The following is a 16,780-nucleotide window of genomic DNA, read 5'->3' as shown; positions in this document are numbered from 1 at the left end:
CCTATTTTCAAAGATATAAAAAGGAGTTTATCATGACTATTTTTCCAAAAGATTTTCTCTGGGGTGGAGCAACCGCTGCTAACCAATTTGAAGGAGCTTACAACGTTGATGGTAAGGGCTTATCTGTGCAGGATGTGACCCCCCGCGGTGGTATGCCTGCAAAACCTGGTGATAAGAACCCACTGATTACAGACCAGCCAACTGAGGACAACCTCAAACTGGTAGGGATTGATTTTTACAATCGCTATAAGGAAGATATTGCCCTTTTTGCTGAAATGGGCTTCAAGGTTTTCCGCCTATCCATCGCTTGGTCTCGGATTTTCCCTAATGGTGATGAGCTAGAGCCAAATGAGGCTGGACTTGCTTTTTATGATAAGGTCTTTGATGAGTTAGCAAAATATGGCATTGAGCCTTTGGTCACCTTATCTCACTACGAAACGCCGCTGCATCTCGCTCGTCAGTACAATGGCTGGGCTAACCGTGACTTAATCAGTTTCTATGAGCGTTATGTCCGTACCGTCTTTACCCGCTATAAGGATAAGGTCAAGTATTGGTTGACCTTTAATGAGGTCAACTCTGTCTTGCATGCGCCGTTTATGTCAGGTGGCATCGCGACCCCTGTAGAAGAATTGAGCAAGCAAGACCTCTATCAGGCTGTTCATCATGAACTGGTGGCGTCAGCCTTGGCGACCAAGGTCGGTCATGAGATTAACCCTGACTTCAAGATTGGCTGTATGGTGATTGCCATGCCAACTTATGGGATGACTTCTCACCCGCTTGACCAGTTAGCAGTGCGTGAGTTCAACAATCAAAACTACCTGTTCAGCGATATTCATGCCAGAGGAAAATACCCTAACTACATCAAGCGGTATTTCAAGGAAAATAACATTGCCATTCAGTTTGCTGAGGGTGATGCAGAGCTACTTGCAGAGCACACCGTTGACTTTATTTCCTTCTCTTACTACATGAGCGTGGCTATGGCTCATAACCCAGAGGATTATGCAACAGGACGTGGTAATATCATGGGTGGCATCACCAATCCTTATCTGGATGCTTCTGAGTGGGGCTGGCAGATTGACCCAGTCGGTCTTCGTTTGGTGCTCAATGATTTTTACGATCGCTATCAGTTGCCACTTTTCATTGTCGAAAATGGTTTAGGTGCAAAAGATGTGCTGGTTGACGGTGCTTCTGGACCGACCGTCGAAGATGATTACCGCATCAACTACCTACGTGAACACTTGATTCAGGTTGGCGAAGCACTTCAAGATGGTGTTGAGTTACTCGGCTACACGATTTGGGGACCAATTGATTTGGTGTCTGCGTCAACTGCTGAGCTCAGCAAACGGTATGGTTTCATCTACGTTGACCGCAACGATGATGGCACAGGCACACTCAACCGCTACAAGAAGAAATCGTTTTATTGGTACAAGGACGTTATCGCTACCAATGGCGAAAGTCTCTACAAATCAGATGATAACTAAGTGCCGCTAACTAGGAGAAGCAGATGAGTAAATACATTTTTCTTGATATTGATGGTACTTTGGTCGATTATGACATGAAGATACCAGAGTCTGCTCGGGTTGCCATTGCCAGAGCTAGGCAAGCAGGGCATAAAGTTTTCATTTGCTCAGGTCGTAGTAAAGCAGAGATTTATCCAGAACTCTGGGATTTGGGGCTTGATGGCTTTATCGGTGGTAATGGCGCGTATATTGATTATCAAGGCCAGATATTAAAAAACCAAGTGTTCACACATCATCAGACAAGGGAAATGGTAGACTGGCTACAAGCTAAACATCTAGGCTTTTACCTCGAATCTCCAAGCGGTCTTTATGCTAGCCCAAATTTTGTCGAAAAAGCAGCGACCATTTATGACATGGACTTGAACCAATCCATGGAGAAAATCCGATCCATTTTTCCAGATATGATTTATGGGGAAAACCTTTATCGTTCTGATGTTGCTAAGATTAGTTTTCGCCTAAACAGTCTAGCCGACTACGAGGAAGCTAAAGCACTCTTTCGCCAGGCGGAGGTTGGTTTTTGGAGTGGTACTGGCAAGGCAACGGAGTTTGGAGATTTAGGTCAACTGGACACACATAAAGCAGGTGCCATTAGAGAATTGCTGATGCATCTGGGAGTGAGCTTAGATGATACCATTGCCTTTGGCGATGCAGAAAATGATCAAACCATGCTGGAAACGTGCCATATTGGCGTTGCTATGGGAAATGCGAGGGACAGCTTGAAGGCTACTGCGGATTATGTGACAGATGATGTGACACGAGACGGACTTTACAAGGCTTTTGTCCATCTGAAGTTGATTGAAGAGGAGGAGAGAAGATGACTCAGACACTTTACTTGATGCGACACGGTGAAACCCTCTTTAACACCCAAAAACGAGTGCAGGGGTGGTGTGATTCTCCCTTAACTGACAATGGCATCGCTCAAGCGCAAGCGGCCAGACAGTTTTTTGATGAGGCAGGTATTGCTTTTGACGCTGCCTACTCGTCCACCCAGGAGCGGGCGACAGACACTGCCAAGATCGTTACTGACCTGCCGGTCACCCAGCTCAAGGGGCTCAAGGAGATGAACTTTGGTATTTTCGAAGCTCAGCCTGAGATGCTCTTGCCCAAGCACCATGTGGGTGCCACCTCCTTTGAGGACTTGCTTGTGCCTTTTGGTGGCGAGGACATTCGTGAGGTAGGTCGTCGTGTACGGCAGACCATTGCGGAGACCTTGGATAATAGCCGAGCAGGGACAACGCTCATGGTCAGTCATGGGGCAGCCATGTGGGGCTTGATTCAGACTTCTGACTGGGAGTGGCCGATGGACTTGCGCCTCCCCAACTGTGCTATCCTAGAGTTCACCTATGACAAGGGCGAACTTGACCTCAAACGCATCATAAACCCAGTAAGCAAAGCTATTCGAGACATAAAGGAGTAAGTCATGATAAACGTAAAACCATTTCCAGCTAACTTTTTGTGGGGCGGTGCAACAGCTGCCAACCAGTGCGAAGGCGCCTACGATGTTGACGGACGCGGTCTAGCCAACGTTGATGTTGTTCCGATTGGCAAGGATCGTTTTCCAATCATCGCTGGGAAGAAAAAAATGTTTGATTTTGAAGAGGGCTATTTCTACCCAGCTAAGGAAGGGATTGACATGTACCATCGCTACAAGGAGGATATTGCCCTCTTTGCAGAGATGGGCTTCAAAACCTACCGCTTATCCATTGCCTGGACACGGATTTTTCCTAAAGGCGATGAAGGAGAGCCAAATGAAGCTGGTCTGGCCTATTATGAAGATCTCTTCAAGGAATGCCGTAAATACGGCATCGAGCCATTGGTGACCATCACTCACTTTGATTGCCCAATGCACCTGATTGAGGCCTATGGTGGCTGGCGCAACCGCAAGATGGTTGAATTTTATGAACGCCTCTGCCGGACCATCTTTACCCGTTTTAAGGGACTGGTCAAATACTGGTTGACCTTTAACGAGATTAACATGATTCTTCATGCCCCGTTCATGGGCGCAGGGCTCTACTTTGAAGAGGGTGAAAACGAGACCCAAGTCAAGTATCAAGCGGCTCATCATGAATTGGTGGCATCTGCTCTGGCGACCAAGATTGCCCACGAGATTGACCCAGAAAACAAGGTGGGTTGTATGCTGGCGGCTGGTCAATACTACCCACACACCTGCCACCCAGCAGACTACTGGGAAGCCATGCAGAAAGATAGAGAAAACTATTTCTTCATCGATGTTCAAGCGCGTGGCAGCTACCCAACCTATGCGCTCAAACAACTGGAGCGTGAGGGGGTGGTAATTGAGATGGCTGATGGTGATGCTGAGCTCTTGAAGGAGCATACGGTTGACTTTATTTCCTTCTCTTATTATTCTAGCCGTGTGGCGTCGGCTGACCCTGCGGTCAATGAACAGACAGCTGGAAACATCTTTGCTTCCATCAAAAACCCTTATCTGGATGAGTCAGAGTGGGGTTGGCAGATTGACCCGTTAGGCTTACGGATTACCCTCAACACCATCTGGGATAGGTATCAAAAGCCCATGTTTATCGTTGAAAATGGTCTAGGTGCAGTTGATACGCCAGATGAGACTGGTTATGTTGAGGATGACTACCGCATTGGCTACCTGCGCGAGCACATTAAAACCATGAGCCAAGCCATCCATGAAGATGGAGTTGAGCTTCTTGGTTACACCACCTGGGGCTGTATCGACTTGGTTTCAGCTGGAACAGGCGAAATGAAAAAACGTTACGGCTTCATCTACGTCGACCGTGATAACGAGGGCAAAGGTACTCTTAAACGGAGTAAGAAAAAATCCTTTGACTGGTATAAACAAGTCATTGCCAGCCAAGGGACGGAGTTAGATTAAGAAAGATTTATTGCTTTAAATAGTAAAATGAAAACACCATGGCAGACTCGTCATGGTGTTTGTTCTTATTTGTGACGACCAACACTAATGCGGTTAATGGCTCTCTGGAGAAAGTGAAAAGTAGCTAGATATGCTTTGGTTTTTGAGGGGGAACATGTGAATATTTTACTTTTCCTAAATCTTGGCGATAGGGTAATTAGCAATTGGATTAAATAGGCATGTAGTTAAATGGCGCCATCAATTTACTGTTAGATTTTGGAGCAAGAGGGGATGTCAGACTAGGAAGGTGTAAAAACTGATGGAAAGGTAAATAGACCAGCTTGTCTTTACCTCACTTTTTGGGCATCATCATAGAGAGGAGACATTGTCGTGATTCACCTGTAAATTACAATCTTGATAAGGCTTCGTTATAGTTTAAAACTATATCTGGTTATAAATATATACTAATTGTTTTTTTAATAGACTTGGTTTATGATAAAGAAGTAATAACTTATCGAAGGAGACCATTATGACAAAAATTTCAAGTTTGGGTTACCCACGTTTGGGTGAGAACCGTGAGTGGAAAAAGCTGATTGAGGGCTATTGGGCTGGCAATATTAGCCAAGAAGACCTCTTTGCTCAGGCTAAGGAGCTCCGCCATGCCTTCCTCAAGAAGCAGAAAGCCGCAGGGCTGGATTTGATTCCCGTTGGGGATTTCTCCCTCTATGACCACATCTTGAACCTTTCCTTGCAGTTCAACATCATTCCTGAACGTTTCCGTGACCTGCCGCTGGACATTGACCTTTACTTTGCGGTGGCGCGGGGCAACAAGGACCATGTGGCCTCTTCCCTCAAAAAGTGGTTCAACACGAATTACCACTACATCGTGCCTGAGTGGACCCCGACCACGACGCCAAAACTGACTAACACCCGTCTCCTTGACCTCTACTTGGAAGCGCATGAGCTGGTGGGCGATAAGGCCAAGCCGGTCATCACGGGTCCGATTACCTATGTGGCTCTGTCAAATGGCATAGCAGATATCAAAACAGCAGTGGATAGCTTGCTTCCACTTTATAAACAGATCTTTACAGAGCTGGTTGAGGCTGGTGCGACCTATATCCAGGTTGATGAACCAATTTTTGTGACCGACGAATCGGCTGACTACCTCGACTTGGCTAAGGCGGTTTACACTTACTTTGCTCAGGAAGTCCCAGCCGCTAAACTCATCTTCCAGACCTACTTTGAAGCCTTGATTAGCCCAGACTTGACTGACCTGCCTGTGGCGGCTTTCGGCTTGGACTTGGTGCATGGTCGTGAAGAAAATCTGGCGCTGATTGCCGACGGTCGCTTGGCAGACAAGGAAGTCTTTGCCGGAGTGGTGGACGGTCGTAACGTTTGGTCAGATGATGTTGCTCAGACCTCTGCTCTGCTATCTGACCTGAAAGGTCGTGTGAAGGAGCTGGTTATCCAACCGTCTTGCTCCCTCCTCCACGTGCCAGTGACCACCAAACAGGAGACGGATTTAGACCCTGTGCTCTTGGGCGGTCTGTCCTTCGCTGATGAAAAATTGACAGAAATCAAGCTCTTAGCGGAGAAACTAGACGGTATTGACAACCCTGCCTACGACCAGCACATCGCTGATTTTGAGGCCTTGCAAGCGGCCGACTTCCGTCATCTGGACTTGGAAAAGATTGCCGATATCCGTACCGAGCGGGCATCTGACCATGCCAAGCGTAAGGCTATTCAGCAGGAGAGACTGGGTCTGCCGATTCTCCCAACCACAACCATCGGTTCCTTCCCTCAGTCAGCAGAGGTTCGTCGTACCCGTCTGGCCTGGAAACGTGGCGACATCACTAACGAAGCTTATGAGGACTTTATCAAGGCGGAAATCGAGCGTTGGATTCGAATTCAGGAAGATTTGGATATTGATGTGCTGGTGCACGGCGAGTTTGAGCGGGTGGACATGGTTGAGTTCTTCGGTCAGAAGCTGGCTGGCTTTACCACAACTAAGCTGGGCTGGGTGCAGTCCTACGGGTCTCGTGCGGTTAAGCCACCGATTATCTACGGCGATGTTAAACACATCCAACCTCTGACGGTTAAGGAATCGGCCTATGCTCAAAGCCTGACGGATCGTCCTGTTAAGGGGATGCTGACGGGTCCAATCACCATCACTAACTGGTCCTTTGAGCGGACGGACATTTCGCGTGCTGAGCTCTTTAATCAAATTGGACTGGCTATCAAGGATGAAATTCAACTCCTAGAAGAAGCAGGCATCGCCATCATTCAGGTGGATGAGGCTGCGCTGCGTGAGGGCTTGCCGCTCCGCAAGAGCAAGCAACAGGCTTATTTGGATGATTCGGTCAATGCCTTTCGGATTGCGACCTCGTCTGTGGCCGACAGCACCCAAATCCACACCCACATGTGCTATTCCAAGTTTGAGGAAATCATTGACTCTATCCGTGCCTTGGATGCAGATGTCATTTCCATCGAGACCAGCCGTAGCCATGGGGACATCATCGAGGCTTTTGAAACCGCCGTTTACCCACTGGGAATCGGGCTTGGGGTTTATGACATTCACTCCCCTCGCGTTCCGACCCAAGACGAAGTAGTGGCCAACATCAAGCGCCCACTCCAGCAGTTGGACACGGAGCAATTCTGGGTGAACCCAGATTGCGGGCTTAAGACCCGTAGTGAGGCTGAGACCGTTGCGGCGCTCAAGGTTCTGGTTGCTGCGACCAAGGAGGTACGGGAGAGCCTATAGGCACCTCACAGTGGGCAGGGCAGCGGTGCTCTGCCTTTTGTCAAAAAAATAGAAAATAGATGATATGACAAGATTATTAGAACGCTTAAACAGAGAGGTTTTGGTGGCAGACGGGGCCATGGGAACCCTGCTCTACGTGGATGGCTTGGACACCTGTCACGAAGCCTACAACCTGACTCATCCTGAGAAAATCCTGTCCATCCACAGGGCCTATATCGAGGCAGGAGCAGATGTCATCCAGACCAATACTTACGGGGTCAAGCGACATCGATTGGCCGCCTATGGTTTGGCAGACCAGATGGTCGCAATCAATCAAGCGGCTGTCAGATTGGCCAGGCAGGCAGCTGGGGAGACGACCCTTGTCTTGGGAACCATTGGTGCGTTTCGGGGACTTCGGCACTGCGAATTGAGTTTGGAGGCAATTGTCAAGGAAACCTTGGAGCAGGCCGAGTCCTTACTTGCAACCAATCAGCTGGACGGGCTCTTGCTGGAAACCTATCATGATACGGAGGAGCTTTTAGCAGTAGTCAAAGCGCTGCGCCCCTTGACCGACCTGCCCTTGGTGACCAATGTCAGCTTACAAGAGGTGGGACTGACAGCTAATGGCAAGCCTGTCGTGGAGGTGCTTAGTCAGTTGACTAATCTGGGAGCAGATGTGGTTGGTCTTAACTGCCATTTAGGCCCCTACCACATGTTGCAGTCGCTGGAACAGCTTCCCCTCTTTGCCCAGTCCTACCTGTCTGTGTATCCCAATGCCAGTCTCCTCGCCCTGCAAGAAGAGGGAGAGGGCAGTCAGTACAGTTTCCGTCAGAATGCCGATTATTTTGGGCAGATTAGTCGTCTCTTTGTCGCTGAAGGAGCGCGGCTAATCGGTGGCTGCTGTGGCACAACACCAGACCATATCCGAGCTGCTAAAAAGGCTTTGAAAGGTCTGGCACCAATTACTAAAAAAATCGTCAAGGAGGAGCGGCAAGCGGTGCACTTGCTCCCGACGACCTCTAGTGGACCGACTTTGGTTGATCACGTAAAGGCTGGCGTGACGGTTATTGCGGAGATTGACCCACCCAAAACCCTTGATTTGACTAAGTTTATCGCTGGTGTCAAGGCTCTGGATCAGGCTGGTTTAGCTGCAATCACGCTGGCGGATAATTCCCTAGCCAGCACGAGGGTTTGCAACCTCAGTCTGGCAGCTCTGCTCAAGGAGCAGGTGGACACGCCCTTCCTCCTTCACATGGCTTGCCGTGACCATAACATGATCGGTCTCCAGTCGCGGTTGCTGGGGATGGATGTCCTGGGCATTGATAATGTGCTGGCGGTGACCGGTGACCCCTCTAAAATGGGGGATTTCCCTGGGGCGACCAGCGTTTATGATTTTACCAGTTTCAAACTGCTGAGCCTAATCAAACAGCTCAACCAAGGTCAGAGCCACAGCGGTGCTAGCCTGCGCAAGCCGACCAATTTTACGGTCGCGGCAGCCTTTAACCCCAATATCAAGAATCTGTCTCGTTCCCATCGTCTGATTGAGAAAAAAATTGCGGCAGGTGCCGACTATTTTATCACCCAGCCCATTTACAGCTCGGCGATTTTGGAAGAAATGGCAGAGCTGACAGCACCTTATAACCAGCCCTTCTTTATTGGGATTATGCCTATTGTCACCTATAACAATGCCCTCTTTCTCCATAACGAAGTGCCAGGCATCAGCCTCTCGGAAGACTTTCTTGTGCGACTAGAAGCCGTCAAGGAGGACAAGCAAGCCTGCGAAGCTATCGGACTGGCAGAAAGTAAGGCACTGATTGACAAGGCGCTGGAACTAGGTTTCAAGGGAATTTACCTGATTACGCCTTTTATGCGCCATGACCTCACCTGCCAGCTGGCAGAATATGTTAAAGGATACCAAAACGTCTAGTTTAGAAAACTAAAAAACCCAGAGACACGAATCAGTACGTGTTTCTGGGTTTTATCTAGTTAGGAAATGGTTATTTTAATGTGATTTAGCTAATGTCAGCATGGCTTGTGCTGTTATTCAGGAGCAGTTTAGCTTTTTGGATACTGAAAATGTACAAAGCCAAGAGCCCACCCTGAACAACAATCGCAAAAATAGATGGGGCAACACCTTGGATAACATAAGTAAGGAAGTTGTAAATTACACCACTGATACCGACATAGTAAGGCAACAAACTAGGCTGGTTGGCATCGATTTTCTTACGATTTAAGAAAGCAAGGACAAAAACAACCAAATAAGCTAAAGCGACCAAGCCTGTTGCAGCAAGTTCCAAGGCAGGATTCGAATTTTGGATAGCAGCTAATTGTTCGGGTGTCAGCTGAGACTGGATTTGTGCTTGGTACTCTGGATTGTTCATCGCGCTAAATCCAAAAGCCGCCAACGCAACGAGTAAAACAGTAATCGCAGCGAAGATGATGTTGACGATGATAATGGCTAGGTTCAAAGATTTTAGACTTTGACGTATTTTTTCTAATGAAATCATGTTAATTCCTCCTTTTCTTATGTTAGTAATATAACATGAATGCGATAAAAAATCAAGGTATCTAAAAAATCTCTTAACATCAGATCTGCAAAATTTTTTCAAAAAAACAATAAAAACTCTTGACAAATATTTAGTAAAAGTTTACTATATAAGAGTAAACGAAATCGCTTACAGCTATTTCAAAAAATTGGTTACTCTTAACATTTAGAAAGGAATGTTTAATAAATGAAAAAAAGTTTGAAGTTTTTAGCTCTCTCAGCCTCAGTTCTTGCCTTAGCTGCTTGTGGTAATGGCGGTGGTTCAGATGCTTCTGGTGGTGGTTCAGGTAAAACCTATCAGGTCGGTGTTGCTATCTATAAATTTGACGACAACTTTATGACCCTTTATCGCGAGGAGTTGGAAACTTATTTCAACAAGCTTAGCGAAGAAACCGGTGACAAGTATGTCTTAGATATCCAAGATGGTAAGCAAGACCAGGCTACCCAAACTGAGCAAATCAATAACTTTATCGCTCAAGGCAAAGATGTGATTTTAGCTAACCTTGTTGACCCAACTGCTGCAGGTAGCATCATCAATCAAGCTAAGTCTGCTGAGATTCCAGTTGTTCTCATCAACCGTGAACCAGAGGTAGAGGAACTTGAAATTTGGGAAGGCAAAACAACTTATGTTGGTGCGGATGCGACCCAGTCAGGAACTTATCAAGGTGAAATCATTGCTGCCACAGACAGTAAGGGTGATATCAACGGTGACGGTAAGGTTAACTACATTACACTCTTTGGAGACCCAGCAAACGTTGACGCTCAACAGCGAACAGCTTACTCTGTTAAAGCCCTTGACGATGCAGGCATTAAGCGTGAAGCTCTAGCGGAACCATACTTGGCAAACTGGGATACTGCAAAAGGTCAAGAAGTGACCGCAACTGCTCTTGAGCAATTTGGTGATAAACTTGAAGTTGTTTTTGCTAACAACGATGGCATGGCTGTCGGTGCAGTAACAGCCATCAAGGCTGCAGGACGGACTGTTGGTAAGGATATTCTGGTGGTCGGTGTTGATGCTATTCCAGATGCTATGGAGCTCCTTGAAAAAGGTGAGTTGACTGGTACAGTGCTTAACGACCATTACAACCAATCTCATACAGCAGCAGATGTAGCTGTGAAATTGATGAAGGGCGAAGATGTTTCTTCTTACTACTGGGTCAACTATGTTAAAGTGACTAAGGCAGCTGATGCAGAATTAAAAGCTGCAGAAGCCAAAACAGAAACAACTAAGGAAGCCAAAGCACGCTACGAAGAACGTGCAAAAAGTGAAAAGAACAGCAACTAATTAATCATCTAAAGAGTAACCCAATTTCATGAACAGTGTGTTCTCACGTGCCTGCTGGCCAGTCCGTTGTCTGTCGCGTGGGGACACATTTTTGTCAAAATAGAAAGAGAGACATGGTGAATGAGTGATTATATTTTAGAAATGACGAATATTACCAAAACATTCCCTGGGGTCAAGGCTTTAGATAACGTGACCTTCAAGCTCCGACCAGGAACAGTGCATGCACTAATGGGAGAAAATGGTGCAGGCAAGTCAACCTTGATGAAATGTCTGTTTGGGATTTATCATCGTGATGGTGGAAAGATTATTTTTGATGGGAAAGAGGTTGATTTCAAGGAGTCCAAGGAGGCAATTGATGCTGGGATTTCGATGATCCATCAAGAACTTCAACCGATTCGTATGATGACCATCGCAGAAAATGTCTTTTTGGGCAATTATCCTTTGGGCAAATTCAACTTGGTTGATCATGCTAAGATGAACGAAGAGACCAAAACGCTTCTCAACGAGGTCGGGCTTTATATTGACCCCAAAACCTTGCTGAATGAATTGACGGTTTCCCAAATGCAATCTGTCGAAATTGCCAAGGCAATCTCACACAATGCCAAAATCGTCATCATGGATGAACCAACCTCATCATTAACGAGCTCTGAAGTGGAGAAATTATTTGAAATCATTGATAGTCTAAAAGCGAAAAACATCGGGATTATCTATATCTCCCATAAAATGGATGAAATCTTACGAATTTCAGATGACATCTCCATCATGCGCGATGGTCAGTACGTGGGAACTTGGCCTGCTAGTGAGATGACCACGGCTAAGATTATCCAAAACATGGTTGGACGTGAGCTGACCAGTCTCTTTCCACCGAAAACTAATGTGGTGTCTGATGAGGTGATTTTAAGGGCTGATGGATTGACTTCTCCTAATCCTCTATCTTTCAAAGACGCAAGTTTTGAGCTTTACAAGGGTGAGATTTTAGGCATCGGTGGCTTGGTTGGTGCGCAACGGACAGAGCTTATGGAAGCTCTGTATGGCTTGAGGGTGCTGGAGCGAGGTGAGGTTTCTGTGCATGGTAAACCAGTTACCATCAAGAAACCAGCGGATGCCATTGCCAATAAAATCGCTCTGGTGACAGAAGACCGTCGCTACAACGGGATTTTTGGTGTCTTATCAATCACTGATAATGCCTCTATCGCAGCCCTTAAACAGTATGTTGGAGGCTTTGGTTTGCTCAATGAGCAGAAGATGAATGAAGTTGTTGATAGCAATGTATCGCGCCTAAGGGTTAAAACACCGAGCAATAAGACGCAAATTGGTAGCCTGTCTGGCGGTAACCAACAGAAGGTGATTTTAGCACGTTGGCTGGCTAATAACCCTGATATTCTGATTTTGGATGAGCCGACACGTGGTATTGACGTTGGGGCCAAGTATGAGATTTATCAGATTATCAATAATCTAGCAGCTGAAGGAAAAGCCATCATCATGATTACTTCTGAAATGTCTGAATTGCTAGGCGTATCAGATCGTATCATGGTCATGTGTGAAGGGCGAGTTTCAGGTTTCCTTGACCGTGATGAGGCGACACAAGAATCAGTGATGACACTTGCTACCAAATTTATGGTGAGTGAACAGGAAGGAGAATAAGATGTCTGACACCAAAAAAAACTTTAATCTTGGCGACTTTTTGACCAAGAATTCCATGTATATCGTTGTTGCTGTGATGATTCTCTACACAGGTTTGACGAAAGATAATTTCTTTACACTAGGAAATGCTGCCAATATCATGGCCAATACTTCTGTGCGGTTTATCATCGCTTTAGGGATTTCAGGGTGTTTGATTACCCGAGGTACTGACCTTTCAGCTGGTCGTATTGTTGGTTTGACAGCCATCATCACAGCAACCTTGGTGCAAAAACCTGACTTTGTTGGGAAGTTCTTCCCAAATCTGCCTGATTTGCCAATGATTGTGCCCCTCATTGCAGCGCTTCTTGTCGGTGCTTTGCTCGGTCTGTTTAACGGGACAATTATCTCATTCCTCAACGTTCCACCCTTCCTAGCGACACTTGGTACCCAAATCATGACCTATGGTTTAGTCTTGATTTACTCTCAAAGTAAACCAATCGGAACGTTCAAAAATGAATTTGTTAATTTGGGACAAGGCAAATTGTTTGGTGTTGTGCCTTACATCACAGTCATTGCTGCTCTGGTTGGTCTAGGCATGTGGGTGCTTTACAACAAGACCCGTTACGGTAAGTACATGTACGCGATCGGTGGCAACGAACATGCTGCTGAGGTATCAGGTGTCAATGTCCGCCTATCAAAAATCAAAATTTTCCTCTTGGCAGGCCTCCTCTACGGTCTAGCTGGTTTCCTCTTGACTGCTAAGACAGGTTCTGCTGGTGCAGGGGCTGGTTTCGGATATGAACTTGACGCTATCGCTTCGGCGACGATTGGTGGTGTGTCTACCGCTGGTGGTCAGGGAACGGTACCAGGCATTCTCCTTGGTGTATTCGTCTTTGAGCTTCTCAAAGTCTGCTTGACCTATCTTGGTGTATCACCAGATATGACCAACGTTATCCAAGGACTTGTGATTATCGTTGCTGTGGCGCTCGATATTCGCAAAACCATGGTGCGTCGCTAAACAAAAACTGATTGGGCTAAAGCTCAATCAGTTTTCTTGTCTTATGTTTTGTAAGATAGCGGTTGCTGTTTCCAGATTCATGTGCTGGGCACTCAGGAGTTCCTTGACCACACGGTCAGTCTCAGCAGAGCTAGCCCCTGCCAGCAGGGCTAGGGATTTGGCGTGGAGTTTCATGTGCCCAGCCTGAATGCCTGTTGAGGTCAGCGCCTTTAGGGCTGCCAAGTTCTGTGCCAGACCGATAGCGACGATAACCCGAGCCAGTTCCTTGGCGGTCGGTTGCCCAAGGAGGTCATGGGCAACCTGAACACTGGGGTTAAGCCCAATCGAGCCGCCCTTAGTAGCGATAGGCATGGGTAAAGTCAGCTGACCAAGCAGCTGGGTCTTATCCTCGCTAAGAGTCCATCTTGCCAGACCTCTGTACTGGCCATCGCGACTGGCGTAGGCATGGCCGCCGGCTTCAATGGCTCGCCAATCGTTACCTGTCGCCAAGACCACCGCATCAATACCGTTAAAGATTCCCTTATTATGTGTGCTGGCACGGTAGGGGTCAGCTTGGGCGAATTGGCTGGCCAGTGCAATCTTTTCAGCCAGGTCTAGACCTTCTGCCGTGTTTCGGCTGAGCAGGCGCAGATCAATCGCACAGGTTGCTGTGACCAAACTCTCAGTGGCATAGTTGGATAGGATAGCCATCAATCGTTTGCCCTGTGTCAGTTCTTCCAAGACAGGGGCAAGGGCTTCGCACATGGTATTGACCATATTGGCGCCCATGGCTTCTTGAGGTTCAACTTCCAGATAGGCAACCAGCAGTGGTGTGGTGTTTTCCACGACCTCAACACGGAGGGTTCTGGCACCGCCACCTCGTTTGACGATGGAGGGATGGGCGGCATTGGCCAGTTCCAGTAGCTGGTCAGTCTGGTCTAAGATGGCTGTCTGTGCTGCTAGCATATCTGGCACATCATAGAGGGCCACTTGCCCAATCATGTGGCGCTTGTGGACGGTTGTGGTAAAGCCACCAGAGCGCTTGACGATCTTGCTGGCAAAGCTGGCTGCTGCAACGACAGACGGCTCTTCGGTGGCAAAGGGCACTTGGTAGACCTTGCCGTCTATTAGCACATCAGGGACTAGCGCTAAGGGGAGGCTCAGAGTGCCTAGCAGATTTTCCACCATCTGGTCGGCGACCTCTAAAGGCAGTTGTTGGTTGGTTGCTAACTGATTGAGCCGTTCTGGGCTTAGGAGCTCTTCTTTTTGGAGAATAGCCAAGCGTTCCTCACGGCTTTTCTTGTAAAATCCTGTCCATATGCTCATCTTAGTTTACCTTATGATAAATTCGTTTGTGCCGGTCAATGGCTGTTAGGGCATAGGCACCTGTCTGATAGGTCTTAAAGCTGGTTGAGCCTGTCTCATCGAGCTGAGCTTCTTCATAGAAGAGGGCTTCGTAGGTATCGACCGAAATCGGGGTGCGCAAATCCAGTTCAGCCTGACGATCTGTCCGTAAGTGCTGCTCAAAACCGTCAACGACAGTCGCCGTGAAAATCTCACAGACCGCTCCAGAACCGTAGCTAAAGAGACCAATCTGGTCACCTGCCTGTAAAGCTCTGCTATTTTCCAAAAGAGAGAGCAAGGAGAGGTAGAGGGATCCTGTATAGATGTTGCCAATCTGGCGGTTGTAGGTGATGGCAGCGTCAAAGTTGCTGGTCAGACGGTCGCGATCGGTCTCTGTGAGGTCATCTGTCATGAGGCTGTCCAGCCCTTTTTTGGCTAGTTTAGGGAAGGGCACGTGGAAGCAGAAGGCCGCCAGCTGGTCGAGTGAGGTGCCAAAGCGTTTTTGGTGCTCAGCCCAAGTTGTGGTCAGGCAGTCCAGGTACTGCTGGGTCGAGAAAGCGCCTTGGACGTAAGGGGTCGTTGAGTAGTTGGGCCGCCAGAAGTCCATGATGTCGCGGGTTTGTGCCAGATTATCATCGTTGAGGATGAGGGTACGAGGGTTGCTACTGATGATGAGGGCAAGCGCCCCTGCTCCCTGGGTCGCTTCACCACCTGAGGCAATGCCGTATTTGGCGATGTCACTGGCGATGACGAGGACGCGACGGTCTGGGAATTTTTCCACGTGGCGCTTGGCATAGTCCAGGCCCGCTGTGGCGGCATAACAAGCCTCTTTCATCTCGATGGAGCGAGCAAAGGGTTGGATGCCCAAGAGCCCGTGCAGGAAGACACTGGCTGCCTTACTCTGGTCAATGCCAGTCTCGGTCGCAAAGATAATCAGGTCGATGGTTTCTCTATCTTCATCAGTCAGGATTTGACTGGCTGCAGAGGCTGCCATGGTCACGATGTCCTCGGTGATAGGTGTGATGCTCATGCTGTCCAGCATCAGTCCTTTGGTAAATTTAGCAGGTTCGACACCACGTGCCTGAGCAAGGTCTTCCAGAGAAAGACGGTATTGGCTGGTCGCAAAACCGATGCGGTCAATTCCGATAGTCATAATAGTTTCCTTTTTCTGTAAAATGTCATGCTTTCTTATTCTATCATATTTTAGCTAGAATAGGCTGGAAAAGCTCCGTTTTTGACGGAAATCGGTCTGGAGATGGAGGGCTATGGGGAAAAGAAGTCTGTCTTTAGATGAGATTATGGTCTGTGCTAGCTAAACATATTAGTCAGTTGGAGAAAAAACAGTGACCACTCTTTGTTTGATTTAGAACTATAAAAAGCGTTTTATAAAAAAAAGACTCGGCAGCTGAGCGGTCGTTTGACCACTTAACCTTTCCGAATCTTTAGTATTAATTTTAGGCTTGTTTTTTCAACAAGTCACGAATTTCAATCAAGAGTTCTTCTTGAGTTGGACCAGCAGGTGCCTCTTCTTTTTTAGGCAGTGCTTTTTCAGCTGCTTTAACGATGAAGAAGAGAATCGTACCAACAACCAAGAAGTTAATTACAGCGCTCAAGAATGAACCGTAGGCAACACCGCTCCAAGAAAGTTGAGCGATTTTCTCAACACCAGCAGCTTTGAGGGCTGGGTTAAGGATAAGAGGGGTGATAACATTTTCAATCAGTGAGTCAATGATGGCTTTGAAGGCTGCACCGATGCTAACTGCTACTGCAAGGTTAAGGACATCGCCTTTGAACAAAAATGCTTTTAATTCTTTAAACATGTAAAGAAACTCCTTTTCAATTTTTTTACCTAACGAGTATACCCTTTTTTATTTGAAAATATACAGT

13 protein-coding genes are annotated in these 16,780 nt (G+C 47.3%); 9 read left to right on the top strand and 4 right to left on the bottom strand.

What is annotated here, in order from left to right; all coding sequences use genetic code 11:
• Positions 1-32: 32 nt before the first annotated feature.
• The 6 genes from ACERC7_RS02390 to ACERC7_RS02365 all read left to right on the top strand — a co-directional run bounded on the left by ACERC7_RS02390 (position 33) and on the right by ACERC7_RS02365 (position 9,026).
• Positions 33-1,481: a glycoside hydrolase family 1 protein gene (locus tag ACERC7_RS02390; protein ID WP_373666023.1), complete on the top strand. Its 1,449-nt coding sequence runs from the start codon at positions 33-35 to the stop codon at positions 1,479-1,481.
• 23 nt (positions 1,482-1,504) lie between these two features.
• Positions 1,505-2,338, top strand: a complete 834-nt coding sequence (locus ACERC7_RS02385) for an HAD family hydrolase (RefSeq protein WP_373666022.1) — start codon at positions 1,505-1,507, stop codon at positions 2,336-2,338.
• Complete coding sequence (locus ACERC7_RS02380; RefSeq protein WP_373666021.1) at positions 2,335-2,937, top strand: histidine phosphatase family protein; 603 nt, start codon at positions 2,335-2,337, stop codon at positions 2,935-2,937. Before ACERC7_RS02385 ends, ACERC7_RS02380 begins: the two co-directional genes overlap by 4 nt.
• 3 nt (positions 2,938-2,940) lie before the next feature.
• On the top strand, positions 2,941-4,380 hold the full coding sequence (locus ACERC7_RS02375) for a 6-phospho-beta-glucosidase (RefSeq protein ID WP_373666020.1): 1,440 nt from the start codon (positions 2,941-2,943) through the stop codon (positions 4,378-4,380).
• Positions 4,381-4,888: 508 nt separating this feature from the next.
• Positions 4,889-7,120: a 5-methyltetrahydropteroyltriglutamate--homocysteine S-methyltransferase gene (metE, locus tag ACERC7_RS02370; RefSeq protein ID WP_373666019.1), complete on the top strand. Its 2,232-nt coding sequence runs from the start codon at positions 4,889-4,891 to the stop codon at positions 7,118-7,120.
• A 64-nt stretch (positions 7,121-7,184) separates the two neighbouring features.
• Positions 7,185-9,026 (top strand): bifunctional homocysteine S-methyltransferase/methylenetetrahydrofolate reductase, encoded by a 1,842-nt coding sequence (locus ACERC7_RS02365; RefSeq protein ID WP_373666018.1) that lies wholly within the window; start codon positions 7,185-7,187, stop codon positions 9,024-9,026.
• An 85-nt stretch (positions 9,027-9,111) separates the two neighbouring features.
• Here the strand turns inward: ACERC7_RS02365 and ACERC7_RS02360 are convergent, their stop codons facing one another.
• Complete coding sequence (locus tag ACERC7_RS02360) at positions 9,112-9,606, bottom strand: hypothetical protein (RefSeq protein ID WP_373658400.1); 495 nt, start codon at positions 9,604-9,606, stop codon at positions 9,112-9,114.
• Positions 9,607-9,831: 225 nt separating this feature from the next.
• On the opposite strand from ACERC7_RS02360, the gene ACERC7_RS02355 reads away from it, so the two are divergent.
• The 3 genes from ACERC7_RS02355 (at position 9,832) to ACERC7_RS02345 (ending at position 13,570) form a co-directional block, all read left to right on the top strand.
• Entirely contained in the window at positions 9,832-10,929 is a 1,098-nt protein-coding gene (locus ACERC7_RS02355) for a galactose ABC transporter substrate-binding protein (RefSeq protein WP_373658401.1), read from the top strand.
• 120 nt (positions 10,930-11,049) lie between these two features.
• Positions 11,050-12,573 (top strand): sugar ABC transporter ATP-binding protein, encoded by a 1,524-nt coding sequence (locus ACERC7_RS02350; protein ID WP_373666017.1) that lies wholly within the window; start codon positions 11,050-11,052, stop codon positions 12,571-12,573.
• Position 12,574: 1 nt separating this feature from the next.
• Positions 12,575-13,570 carry a beta-methylgalactoside transporter gene (locus ACERC7_RS02345; protein ID WP_018368613.1) on the top strand — a complete coding sequence of 332 codons (996 nt, stop codon included), beginning with the start codon at positions 12,575-12,577 and terminating at the stop codon, positions 13,568-13,570.
• Positions 13,571-13,597: 27 nt separating this feature from the next.
• Here ACERC7_RS02345 and ACERC7_RS02340 read toward each other — a convergent pair whose 3' ends face one another.
• From ACERC7_RS02340 to mscL, 3 genes are all read right to left on the bottom strand, one after another.
• Positions 13,598-14,875: a hydroxymethylglutaryl-CoA reductase, degradative gene (locus tag ACERC7_RS02340; RefSeq protein ID WP_373666016.1), complete on the bottom strand. Its 1,278-nt coding sequence runs from the start codon at positions 14,873-14,875 to the stop codon at positions 13,598-13,600.
• A 1-nt stretch (position 14,876) separates the two neighbouring features.
• Positions 14,877-16,046, bottom strand: a complete 1,170-nt coding sequence (locus tag ACERC7_RS02335) for a hydroxymethylglutaryl-CoA synthase (RefSeq protein ID WP_373666015.1) — start codon at positions 16,044-16,046, stop codon at positions 14,877-14,879.
• Positions 16,047-16,347: 301 nt separating this feature from the next.
• A complete protein-coding gene (gene mscL / locus ACERC7_RS02330) occupies positions 16,348-16,713 on the bottom strand; it encodes a large conductance mechanosensitive channel protein MscL (protein WP_373658405.1) in 366 nt (121 codons plus the stop codon).
• Positions 16,714-16,780: the final 67 nt, after the last annotated feature.

This window comes from Streptococcus sp. E17BB (assembly GCF_041807725.1).
Classification (GTDB): Bacteria; Bacillota; Bacilli; order Lactobacillales; family Streptococcaceae; genus Streptococcus; species Streptococcus entericus.
Note: the sequence above shows the minus strand (reverse complement) of the source record. Positions and strands in the feature narration are given on the sequence as shown.